This is a genomic window from Parabacteroides sp. AF17-3, from assembly GCF_003635445.1.
Lineage (GTDB): Bacteria > Bacteroidota > Bacteroidia > Bacteroidales > Tannerellaceae > Parabacteroides > Parabacteroides goldsteinii.
In genome coordinates, this window is sequence record NZ_QTMM01000021.1 from 1 (window position 1) to 11,669 (window position 11,669).

General features: G+C 46.7%; 9 protein-coding genes and 1 pseudogene. All 10 read left to right on the plus strand.

The annotated features are described in order from the left end of the window. Nucleotides 1-286 precede the first annotated feature (286 nt). Nucleotides 287-769: a helix-turn-helix domain-containing protein gene (locus DWW91_RS23360; RefSeq protein ID WP_122329071.1), complete on the plus strand. Its 483-nt coding sequence runs from the start codon at nucleotides 287-289 to the stop codon at nucleotides 767-769. Between the two features lie 11 nt (nucleotides 770-780). Continuing rightward, a complete protein-coding gene (locus tag DWW91_RS23365) occupies nucleotides 781-2,127 on the plus strand; it encodes a DnaB-like helicase C-terminal domain-containing protein (protein WP_122329119.1) in 1,347 nt (448 codons plus the stop codon). Next, entirely contained in the window at nucleotides 2,124-3,626 is a 1,503-nt protein-coding gene (locus DWW91_RS23370; RefSeq protein ID WP_122329072.1) for a DNA primase, read from the plus strand. The genes DWW91_RS23365 and DWW91_RS23370 overlap by 4 nt, the downstream gene beginning before the upstream one ends. Before the next feature lie 25 nt (nucleotides 3,627-3,651). Continuing rightward, nucleotides 3,652-5,115 carry a capsule assembly Wzi family protein gene (locus DWW91_RS23375; RefSeq protein ID WP_122329073.1) on the plus strand — a complete coding sequence of 488 codons (1,464 nt, stop codon included), beginning with the start codon at nucleotides 3,652-3,654 and terminating at the stop codon, nucleotides 5,113-5,115. Beyond that, nucleotides 5,103-5,492: a lipocalin-like domain-containing protein gene (locus DWW91_RS23380; RefSeq protein ID WP_122329074.1), complete on the plus strand. Its 390-nt coding sequence runs from the start codon at nucleotides 5,103-5,105 to the stop codon at nucleotides 5,490-5,492. The genes DWW91_RS23375 and DWW91_RS23380 overlap by 13 nt, the downstream gene beginning before the upstream one ends. Before the next feature lie 50 nt (nucleotides 5,493-5,542). After that, nucleotides 5,543-6,328 carry a polysaccharide biosynthesis/export family protein gene (locus DWW91_RS23385; RefSeq protein WP_122329120.1) on the plus strand — a complete coding sequence of 262 codons (786 nt, stop codon included), beginning with the start codon at nucleotides 5,543-5,545 and terminating at the stop codon, nucleotides 6,326-6,328. Nucleotides 6,329-6,346: 18 nt separating this feature from the next. Next, a complete protein-coding gene (locus tag DWW91_RS23390) occupies nucleotides 6,347-8,740 on the plus strand; it encodes a polysaccharide biosynthesis tyrosine autokinase (protein WP_122329075.1) in 2,394 nt (797 codons plus the stop codon). Next, on the plus strand, nucleotides 8,737-9,393 hold the full coding sequence (locus DWW91_RS23395; RefSeq protein ID WP_233584564.1) for a hypothetical protein: 657 nt from the start codon (nucleotides 8,737-8,739) through the stop codon (nucleotides 9,391-9,393). Before DWW91_RS23390 ends, DWW91_RS23395 begins: the two co-directional genes overlap by 4 nt. Nucleotides 9,394-9,421: 28 nt before the next feature. Further along, nucleotides 9,422-11,218, plus strand: coding sequence for a fibronectin type III domain-containing protein (locus DWW91_RS23400; RefSeq protein WP_046147457.1), 1,797 nt, complete (start codon nucleotides 9,422-9,424; stop codon nucleotides 11,216-11,218). A 43-nt stretch (nucleotides 11,219-11,261) separates the two neighbouring features. After that, nucleotides 11,262-11,669: pseudogene (locus DWW91_RS28200) on the plus strand (helicase); the annotation flags it as partial.

Sequence of the window (11,669 nt, forward strand, 5' to 3'; positions counted from 1 at the left end):
TGTTTTTGCTGCGATTTTAGTAATTGCCGTCCGGTGCATACCCTCTACCTTTGTAGGGTGAAAGTGAATGATACCGGATGTTGTTAATCTTTGAAATCTGAAAAAAATGGCCGTAGGCCCTTATTTAGTTATAAATATTTATATTCTATATTAAAAGAGGAATTTCAGGACATTCCCGGGCGACTTGAAAAGTCTTCTATTAATAGGCTCAATATCAGAGAGGTATAGACACGAAGCAAATTCATTTTCATCTTGATATTAATTTCAAACTTAATTTGTATAGGGTATGAAAGATTATTGTGCTGAAAATGAGAAGAATGCGTCCAGTATTTTTGGAAGTGCATTCCTGACTGTTCCCCGCTTTATCCTGGATCAGTTGTTTAGTGAAAATCTGCCGGTCCGGCAAGGGGGATTGTTACATCTGCTTTTATTTGCCGGCTGTTTTTATGCAGATGGGCATGTTAGATTGAACGACCGAATGGTAAGTTGCCGCAAAGGCGAGTTTGTCGGTACCCAGGCCCAACTGGCTCGTTTGAGCGGGATCAATGTATCGACGGTCAATCGCTTGCTTCGCCAGATGGCGGATAAGAAATTGATTACTATGAACCGTATTCCCGGTGGAACCCGTATCCGGGTGAATGGTTATGTGAACTTTACGGCAGCTCCCGAAAAACCGAAAGTCGAGGAGAATACCCTTGCCGATCAATTGAAAGCTGCCAAAAAGCAATTCGGTGGGAGACAAATGGATGATGATGTTTCAACTTGTTAAAACGGACGGATATGAAAGCATTTGAAAAAGCAGAAGCGGCGGTTATCAGTTCCGTTTTATCGGTAGAGTCGGCCATCATAGAAGTTTATCCGGTATTGAAACCGGAGATGTTCAGTCATCCGGACCTGGCGTTTGTCTACAGTGCGGCTTGTTCGCTGTATGAAAAAGGGAAGAGGGCGGATCTTGTGACGGTGGATACGGAGATGCACCGGTTGGATGAAAAACATTGGAAAGATATTAACGGGATAGCGGTCCTGAACGACTGGATGATACAACTTCGGCATACCGCTAACCTGAAACAATATGCAGAAGAGGTGAAACGCCGTTATATGCTCCGGATACTTTCGGGGTTGTTCGGCGGATTGAAGGGGAAGGCGGATGACTTCGGGACTTCCTATGCCGACCTGATCGGAGAGGCGGAACAGAAGTTGTTGTTGCTGCGTGAGACTTGTACGGTCGGTAAACCGCTTCGACAGATCGGAGCGGTGGCACAGGAGGTGTTGCAGATGCACCGCGAACGTCTGGAAACCGGTACCGACAGCATGCGTATCCTGACGGGGATCGAGGCTTTCGATTATGTGACCGGCGGACTCTATAATGGCGAACTGACTGTGGAAGCCGGACGTCCCGGTGACGGTAAGACGGCTGTAGCCATGCATATTGCGATGAATGTGGCGATGGCGGGGAAACATGTCTGTTTCTTCAGTTTGGAGATGACGGCATTGCAAACCCTGAACCGCCTGTTTGCCGGTTATGCAGGGATAGATGCGAACCGTTTGCGTATCTCCGGAGCGAACCAGGCGGACCTGGGAAGGATGGAGCGGTTGGCGGAAGATTTTAAGAAGCTGCCGTTGTATTTTGACCATACGTCGGGAAACAGTGTCGCCAATATCCGTGCCCAGGTGAAACTGCAACGGCGTAAGAAGAAATGCGACCTGGTGGTTATCGATTATCTTCATCTGATACAAAAGGAACGTTCCAAAAACGAGACAGTGGACCAGGCGATCGGACGGATTGTAGAAGCATTGAAGCAATTGGCACAGGAAGAGAATATTCCTGTGTTGCTTCTTTCGCAGATGAACCGTAACAGCGTGAACCGGGATGGCAAACTTCATTTGCCGGAGCTGCATGACTTACGTGACTCGGGGGTGATCGAACAGGTCGCCGATTGTGTCTATTTTGTTTATATTCCCCTGAAGAACGGGGTGGAAAATGATCCGGTGACGGGCGAAAGCCTGGTGGATGTCGGTGAACTCTGGATTAAAAAAGTACGTAACGGTTCTGTCGGGGTGGCTCGTTATCGTTTCAATGAGAGTTATACGCTTATTTCCAACTATTCAAACCGGAAGAAGCCATGACGAAAAGAGAGATCGAACAAATGAAGTCGTCTGTCTGCATCAAGGAGGTAGTCGAGGGGTATGTGCCGCTGGAACGGAAGGGGAGTAACTATATGGGGCTTTGTCCGTTTCACGAAGATCATCATCCATCACTTATAGTGAATCCAGAGAAACAAACTTTTCATTGCTTTGCCTGCGGGGAACATGGGGATGCGATTGCTTTTGTGCAGAAGATGGAACATTGCAGTTTTATGGAGGCGGTGGGGAAATTGAAAATTGAAAATGGAAAATTGAAAATTAATAAGAAAAAGGCGGAGTCTGTTCCTGTGAATACCACTGAGAAGAAATTTTCAATTTTCAATTCTCAATTTTCAATTGAAAAAAACTGTAAGTTTTTTTCCTCCCTTTTGCCTTATGCTTGCGGTAACTCTGAATTGACGCCTGCTTACCTGGATTTTGAAGTCGGGCAATCTCCTGTAAATGTACCGAAGGAGTGGTATGCGATGCGTAACCGTGTCATTTTCCCGATCCGTGACGAAGCCGGGCAGTTAATTGCTTTTGCTGCCCGCCGGTTGGCGGATGGTAATCCGGATGAACCGAAATATATCAATACTTCAACAGCCGGCGGGTATAAAAAAAGCGATCATTTGTATGCTTTGAACCGGGCGAAGGAGGCGATTGTGCGTGGAGGTTTTGTTTTTGTGGTCGAGGGGTATAAGGATGCGATAGCCATGCACGCGGCGGGTTTGACGAATACGGTCGCTTTATGCGGGACGGCTCTGACTGGCGGGCAGGTGGAATTGTTGAAACGGTATACCGGCCATCTGTGTCTGTTATTGGACGGGGATAAGCCGGGGCGTGATGCGGCACGGAAAATTGCGCTGTCGCAGGAGACGGCTTTTTCGGAGATACAGGTTCTTTATTTACCGGAAGGGGAGGACCCGGATTCGTTGTTCCGGCGGCATGGGAGAGAGGTGTTCGTCGCCTTGATCGACCGTTGCCGGACAAGGCCGCATTATTCGGAAGAGTTGTTGTTGTCGGCTTGCCTCTTGTATGCGGATACGTATTATTTTTTCAAAGGGGAGTTTTGCCTGTTTACGGAGGTGATCCATACGATTCTCCGTTCGAATAACCTGTTGTTTGAACATGGGGACTATCGGACGATTTTGTCCCATCTGGCGGAAGGGTATCTGGAAGCTGACCTGGAGATGGTGCTGAGAGGGGTGGCGGACGGGTTGCATGCGGAGTATGACGGGATGGTCCGGCAGGATGTGGAGGCGTTCCGGCTTCTTTATCCTGAAGCATCCAATTACCGGGAGATGTATCTGGTCCGCTTGTTGTTCTTTTATACTGAAAACCGGATATTGAAGGATATCCGGAAGACGGTGAGGGCTTTGTTGCAGTCTTCTCCGGATGAGACCGGGCAACGACTGGAAATGCTCGTTCATATAGCCGAACGACGGGAGCTGTTACGGCACGTGGCGGAGAATCTGGATAGGCCGGGGACGGTTTGGGGATGATTCAATTCTTTCTAATCAAAAACAAATGAAATCAATATCAAACTTACTTCTTTGGGGAGGCATTCTACTGCTTCCCCTAAACTCTTATGCTCAGTTTACCAAAGGACTGAGTTATCGGGCGGAAACCGGCGTCAGCTTTAGCGGAGGGAAACATACTCCTTTTTGGCTGACGGCAAATAAACAGGGACTTTCGTCCATTGAAAAGAATAACGGGTATCTACGTGCAGGTGTTTTCCGGGAACTGGAAAACGATAAACCTTTCTCGTATGCTTTCGGGGCGGACCTGGCTGTAGCTTATAATTTTACATCGACTTTTGTGGTGCAACAATTGTATGCGGATCTGAAATATCGTTGCCTGGGGTTGAGCATCGGAAGCAAGGAACGACATAGTGAGTTCAATAATCCATTACTCAGTAGCGGTGGTTTGACATTCTCGGGAAATGCCCGTCCGGTTCCGCAGGTTCGTATCGGTATTCCTGAATATACGCTTGTTCCGGGGACAAAAGGTTGGTTAGCTTTCAAAGGACATATCGCTTATGGTATGTTTACGGATGACGGCTGGCAGAAGGACTTTGTGGCTCCGGGAGGTAAACATACGGAACATGTGCTGTATCATTCTAAGGATTTGTATGTGAAGATCGGTAACCGGGAGAAGTTTCCGTTGATTTTAGAAGGGGGATTGGAAATGGCTGCCCAGTTTGGGGGAAATGCTTTTGTTGGGGACAAGAAGATCGATATGCCGAACGGGATAAAGGATTTCTTTAAAGTGTTTATTCCGAGCGGGGGAGATAGTAGCACACCAACAGGAGAACAGACAAATGTCTATGGAAACCATTTAGGCAGCTGGAACTTCTCACTGACATGGGATGCTCCTAAAAATTGGACAATCCGTCCTTATTACGAACATTATTTCGAAGACCATTCGCAGATGTTTGGTGAATATGGCTGGAAAGATTGTCTGGCAGGAATAGAAATAACGTTTCCCAAGAATCGGGTGATCGGTAGTTTCGTTTACGAATATATCTCAACGAAAGACCAGTCCGGTCCTGTCTATTGGGATCATACATCGGAGATACCTGAACAAGTGAGTGGTACAGATAATTATTACAACCACTACATCTATGCCGGTTGGCAGCATTGGGGAATGGGGATTGGTAATCCGCTAGTCATGTCTCCAATCTATAATACAGATGGTGATATTAGTTTTAAAAGTTCGCGTATGCAAGGACATCATTTCGGGATCATGGGTACTCCTTGTACCGACCTGGAATACCGAATCCTTTTATCGTTTACCCGTAACTGGGGGACTTATAGCTTACCTTTTTATGAGATCAAAAAGAATGGAAATGCGTTGGTAGAATTAACTTATACGCCCCATCAGTTGAAAGGCTGGGACTTTACAGCATCGCTGGGTGTTGACAGAGGCGGGATGTTGGGTAAAAGTGCCGGTGGAATGCTAACAATCAGAAAAACGGGATGGATACGATGAAAAAATATATAATAGCGGTGTTGCTGGCCCTGATAGTCAGTTCCTGCGGAAAAATGCCGATCAACGGAGACCTGGATGGTCGCTGGCAGATCATGAAAATAGCATATGCGTCGGGAGAGGAAGAGACACCGGAACGGGCCTATTACAGTGTTGCTTTGCATACAATCAATCTGATGAAGGTTGATGTAACCAGTCAGACCGGTAATATGGAATATACCGGAGATTCATTGTTTGTAGTTATGCCGGTCAGTAAAGTTGAAGATTTATTGCCATTTGGCATGAACGGAACGGAGCAACGTTTCGGCGTCAAAGAATTAACATCAAAGCATTTGGTCCTGCAATCGGATTATGCCCGGTTGGAATTCAGGAAGTTTTGATTCAACAATTTTTTTATTGAAATATCAACAAAAACAAATAATATATGAAAATGAATTTGAACAAACAACTTTTAGGAGTTTTGCTTGTGGTGCTACTGGGCTCTTGTGCATCACCCAAAAACATTATTTACATGCAGGATGTAGAACCTTTTAGGCAGGGAAATATCGAACAGATATACGAGCCGATCATCCATGAAGACGATTTGCTGGCAATCATGGTGAACAGCCGTGATCCGGAACTGGCATTACCTTTTAATATGCCGATGGTTACTTATCAGTTAGGCACAAATAACGGAACGACTGGTCAGCAGCGTGTGTTGGGCTATTTGGTAGACCGCTATGGTGATGTCGATTTCCCGATTTTGGGTAAGATCCGTGCCTCGGGCCTTAGCCGTATGCAGCTAACGGAACTGATTAAGAAACAGTTGGTGGACGAGGATTTGATCAAAGACCCAATCGTAACAGTACAGTTTCTGAATTTTAAGGTTTCTGTCATTGGTGAAGTTAGCCGGCCGGGTAGTTTTACCGTATCGGGTGACCGTATCACATTGTTGGAGGCTTTAAGTATGGCAGGTGACCTTACGATTTACGGTCGTCGCGATCGTGTGGCGGTGATCCGTGAGAATAATGGTAAACGTACGATCCTGTTCCATGATTTACGTTCGGCGGATATCTTCGATTCGCCCTGCTATTATCTTCAACAGAACGATATCGTGTATGTGGAACCGAACAAGGCGAAAGCGGGCCAGAGTGGCATCAATCAGAACAACACGGTGGGTGTGTGGGTATCGGTCGTATCCCTGTTGACCACGGTTGCAGTATTAATATTCAAATAACAAAAGAGTATAAGAGTGATGAATCCCGAACAAGAAACAAATATGCTTCGTGAAGAGGAAAATGAGTTGAACCTGATCGATATATATCGTGTCGTACGTGCCAACTGGTACTGGTTCCTGTTATCTGTGGCGGTCTGCTGTGCAGTAGCGGTGCTTTATCTGGGGTGGGCACCGAAAATCTACCAGCGTACAGCAACGGTATTGATCAAGGACGATACGAAAGGAGGCGGCGCAGCCAGTGAGGCTGCCGTTTTTGAGGATTTGAATATGTTCAATATGAAAAGGAGTGTGGATAACGAACTGCTGGTCTTTAAATCGAAACAGTTGATGAAATCAGTTGTCAAACGTCTGGACCTGGATATCAGTTACAGCATTCGTGAAGGGTTGCGTACGGTGGAGTTGTACAGTCATTCACCTGTAGTGGTCCGTTTTCCGGAGGCAAATGAAAACCTTGAATTTGGTTTGACGGTAGTGCCGGTATCAGATAAAGAAGTGAGCTTGTCGGGTTTCTTTTCCGAAGAACTGGAGGAAGAAGGACAGGTGCTGGAAGACCAGACGTTGACTGTGGCGTTGAACGACACGGTATCGACGCCTATCGGAAAAGTAGTGGTAACTCCTAGTTTGTATTATACGGATCTTTATTATGGGAGTGAGATAACAGTTTCTAAAAGCAACCAGGATCGGGTAGCCTTGGATTATAATGAATCTCTGCAGGTTGTGCTAGCGAGTAAAACAGCTACCATTTTGAATTTGTCACTGCAGGACGTTTCTGCATCCCGTGCGGAGGATGTGTTGAATACACTGATTGCTATTTACAACGAGGATGCGATAAGCGACAAGAATCAGGTGATGGTCAATACATCGAATTTTATCAATGACCGCCTGATTATTATTGAAAAAGAACTGGGAAATGTGGATGCAGAAATCGAGGTCTTCAAAAGAGAAAATCAGCTGACCGATATCCATTCGGAAGCTGGTATGTATTTGCAGGAAGGTAGCCAGTACAGCCAGGAAGGACTTGGATTGGAGAACCAGTTGACGCTGGCAAAATATATTCGGGAGTACTTGACTGACCCACATAAGGGGGCCGACCTGATACCAGCCAATACGGGTATCTCGGATGTAAGTTTGGAAAGTCAGATTTCGGAATATAATACCTTGCTCTTAAAACGCGACAAGTTGATCGGTAACAGTAGTAACAGGAATCCGGTCGTGATGGACCTGAACAATTCGCTGGGTGCGATGAAGCAGACAATTATCCGGGCGGTAGACAATCTGATCGTAGGTTTGAATATAAAAATAAAGAACATACGTGAACGTGAAGTGCAGACGACCCGTCGTATAGCAGCTGTCCCGACTCAGCAAAAGTACGTGTTGTCGGTTGAACGCCAACAGAAGATCAAGGAGGAACTTTACCTTTACCTTCTGAACAAGCGGGAAGAGAATGCCTTATCGCAGGCGATCACGGAGAGTAATGCCCGTATTATCGACCCGGCACAGGGTAGCGAGAAACCAGTGGCACCCAAATCGATGCTGGTTCTTTTAGCAGCCTGTGTGTTGGGGATGGTGGTTCCTTCGGGTATTCTTTGGGTGCAGTTGACGATGAACACGACGGTACGTTCAAGGAAAGATATAGAGGATAACCTGTCTGTTCCGTTCCTGGGTGAGATTCCTTCGCGTAACCGGAAAGACAAGAGTGAAATCCTGGTGCATGAGAACGGTCGCGACGGTGTCTCGGAGGCATTCCGTATTGTCCGGACGAATATGGAATTCATGCGTGTAAAAGCAAAAGATCTGAAAGTGGTGATGTTTACCTCTTCAAATCCGGGTGCGGGGAAAACTTTCGTATCAATGAACCTGGCGATGAGTTTTGTTCTAACGAATAAAAAGGTGATCCTTGTCGATACTGATATTCGTAAGGGTACCCTTAGCGCCCGCATCAGCCACGCTGGTGCGGGATTGACGCACTATTTGTCGGGGAGGGTGGATGATGTGGATAAGATCATTGCACCATCGGGCATCAACGACCGTTTGGACGTAATCCATGCAGGTCCTGTGCCTCCTAATCCTTCGGAGTTACTTCTGAGCAATCGCTTGGAAGAATTGGTAAATACGTTGCGTGAGCGTTATGATTATGTGATTTTGGACAATGTGCCGGCCGGTATGGTAGCAGATGCCACGATCGTGAACCGCGTGGCTGACTTGACGGTTTATGTGATTCGTGCAGGTTTGATGGATCGCCGTCAGCTACCGGAAGTGGAAAAGTTATATAAACAGGAGAAGTTTCGCAATATGGCGGTGATACTGAATGGTATCAATATGAAACGTGCCGGTTATGGGTATGGTTATGGGTACGGTTATGGATATGGCTATGGTTATGGAAACGAAAAATCTCAAAAACATAAGAAATGAATAAAATTGTTCGACAAATGTTGATCTGCTTGTTATGGGTGGTTTGTGTATCAACGGCTTACGGTCAGCACACGGAGGATGCGTCCGTTGATACGCTAAAGCAGTCTTCCCGGGAGCAGCAAATGCAGGCCCGTTTGGAAAACTATGTACAGTTATTGTCAACGCGTAAAAAGCCTGAAAGGCCCCGGGTGATGGTGATGCCTGTGATGGGGTTCCGTACTTCCCAGATGTCGTACGGTTTGATGGTTGCTGCAATGAGACGCACGGGGGGATATATAAAAGCGAAATATAGTTTCAGCAATACTCCTTCGGATGATTTCGAATGTAACGATGTCGGGATGTCGGATGAAGATGGTGAGGTACAGTGGTACACGGGGAAGACGGAAAAAAGCCGTTTGTCTGTCACAGGGGGGATCGTACAACGCCTGTGGAAACCGTTTTATCTGTATGCCGGAGTAGGGTACGGCACACGTACGCTGGTCTGGGAAACGGTGGGAGGCAAGTGGGGTAAAAACAAAGACCATTCCCTGGAGGGTGTGGAAGCTGAGATCGGAGGAATCCTGTCTGCCGGACCAATGGTATTTTCGCTGGGTTTGCAAACGAACAGCTTTAAATATCTGGAGGGAAATCTGGGAATTGGAGTTATTTTTTAATCGATGAACCGAAAAAACAGAAGAGTCCATGAATCTATTGAAGTATATATTGTTTTTTCTTCCTGCTGTGTTGATGTTGGGAAGTTGTGAAAAGGACGCCGAACCTGAAGCCATATCGATCGGCATGCAGTTGGAGGAACCGCAGCATATAGGGCGAACGTATGTCAGGTTGAAAGGGAGCGTGACGAGTCAGATACCGTTAAAAGAGACTGGTTTTCTTTGGTGGAAGGCGGGTGACCGTGATCATGCCTCGGAGGTCGTATGCCGGGATTCTTTATCATTTGGCATGCAGGTGCTGCTGGAAGGACTGGATGCGGATGCGTCGTACGAATATTGTTTGTATGCGGGTAACGGTACGGATCGTCTGACAGGGCAGTCGGGTAGTTTTAAGACGTTGTTGTATGGTGAGCCTTTGTTGTCGGACCTGTCGGCGGACGAGGAGGTCGCTAACCGTTTCACCTTCCGGGTGAAAGATGATGGAATAGATGGTACGGGGGCTAACTTGTTATCGAAAGGTGTCTGCTGGAATACAGAAGGCAACCCGACGGTAGACGACCGGAAGCTGGAAGCGGAAGGTGAGGAGGCTGCGTTTTCCGTTTCCATTCCGGACCTGGAAGAGAACACGACCTATTATCTGCGTGCTTTTGCATTAAACGATAGTTCGTATCTTGCTTACAGTCCGGAAATAAAGATTCAGACGGGCAAAACATTTCCTAAGGTCGGCAGTATCCTGTTGTCTGATTCATTGAAGAAGGAATTTCGTGCTACACTGGAAGACAGCGGAGGTGCTGAAATCATATCGAAGGGTTTCTGCTGGAATACGACTGGTACGCCGACGGTGGCAGATGAGAGGGAGACAGCGGGCAAAGAGTTTACTGCCGTGTTGTCGGGGCTGAATCCCAATACGGTTTATTATGTACGTGCGTTTGCCGAGAATACATATGGTGTGGGTTATAGTGAGGAGTTGGTGGTCAATATTATATCGCTGCCGGTAGTGGGGGCGGTGGAACGTATTGATCCGGATAACAATGTGTTCCGTTCCGTATTAGTGACAGATGGTGGAAGTGAGATAACGGAAAAAGGTTTTTGCTGGAACATGACGGGAAAACCGTCGGTGGAGGATCATGTAGTTGTGGCTGATGATGATTTTATGGCTACGATATCAGAAATGGAATCGGGTACTTACTATATACGTGCCTATGCTGTCAATAAAGCAGGTGTCGGTTATGGTGAAGAGTTGAGTGTGTCGATTCATGTGCTGACGGTTCCGGTACTTGACAGGGTTCGTATTGTTGATTGGGAAACCAACCGGATACAGTGTTCAATACTGAATGCGGGAGGCAGTAAAATAACGGCTAATGGTTTTTGCTGGAGTACGCATGAATATCCGGATGTTTCGGATAATCTGTTGGAAGCGGATGATGATTTCATGGCAGTTATGGGTACTATGTATCCGGGTGTTTACTACATAAGGGCTTATGCGAGTAATAAGATAGGTACGGGGTATAGTCGTACGTTGGTGTTGGATACGCGTACAGTTCCGGTTGTGGATGAAATAGAAGTATTGGATGCTACAACGTATACATTCCGTTCGAGAGTGCTGGACAACGGTGGCGGGAATATAAGTGAATGCGGATTCTGTTGGAATACGGTCGGTGAACCGAACATCTGGGATTATAGTGTGCAGGCGGATAGTGATTTCACGGCAACGCTGGGTGATTTGTCTCCGGGTGTCTATTACATCCGTGCCTATGTGATTAATGAAAAAGGTGTTGGTTACGGTCCTGGATATTCGATTATAGTCTCTCCTGAGGGTGTGGATTAAGAAGTAAAACAGAAAGAGTCTTTTTGAAACTTGCATATTATTTGTGCTCTGCGATCTTTATCATTCTTACCATTATTTTATCACTGAAGAATCCGGCTGTCTGCTGGTAGGCTTCAGGGAGGACTCCGTTACTTTCATTGTAAAAGAGGTATGGAATAAGGAACCTGTCGGCTTGCCGGAAGTGGATGGGCTGTATTCTGAAATGCAGCGTATCGGGGAAATGTGCGGCTGTAGCCAGTTCCGTGTCCTGGCTCATGGCGGTTATCTGCCGGAGGCACTTTCCTTTGAACTGCATGGACTGACTGTTTCGGATGATAGCTATCTGAGAAGTCTGGAAACGGGAAAACATATTGAACTCTTTTCGCATAATGAAGCGGCTTACCGGGCCATCGAGGAAGGATTCAAAACAAACAGGATCGGAGCGGTTGTACAGGCGACCGGAACAGGAAAG

Excerpts from the sequence above, each read along its gene's own strand:
- DWW91_RS23360 (WP_122329071.1), top strand. The coding sequence starts at position 287 with ATGAAAGATTATTGTGCTGAAAATGAGAAGAATGCGTCCAGTATTTTT.
- DWW91_RS23365 (WP_122329119.1), top strand. The coding sequence starts at position 781 with ATGAAAGCATTTGAAAAAGCAGAAGCGGCGGTTATCAGTTCCGTTTTA.
- DWW91_RS23370 (WP_122329072.1), top strand. The coding sequence starts at position 2,124 with ATGACGAAAAGAGAGATCGAACAAATGAAGTCGTCTGTCTGCATCAAG.
- DWW91_RS23375 (WP_122329073.1), top strand. The coding sequence starts at position 3,652 with ATGAAATCAATATCAAACTTACTTCTTTGGGGAGGCATTCTACTGCTT.
- DWW91_RS23380 (WP_122329074.1), top strand. The coding sequence starts at position 5,103 with ATGGATACGATGAAAAAATATATAATAGCGGTGTTGCTGGCCCTGATA.
- DWW91_RS23385 (WP_122329120.1), top strand. The coding sequence starts at position 5,543 with ATGAATTTGAACAAACAACTTTTAGGAGTTTTGCTTGTGGTGCTACTG.
- DWW91_RS23390 (WP_122329075.1), top strand. The coding sequence starts at position 6,347 with ATGAATCCCGAACAAGAAACAAATATGCTTCGTGAAGAGGAAAATGAG.
- DWW91_RS23395 (WP_233584564.1), top strand. The coding sequence starts at position 8,737 with ATGAATAAAATTGTTCGACAAATGTTGATCTGCTTGTTATGGGTGGTT.
- DWW91_RS23400 (WP_046147457.1), top strand. The coding sequence starts at position 9,422 with ATGAATCTATTGAAGTATATATTGTTTTTTCTTCCTGCTGTGTTGATG.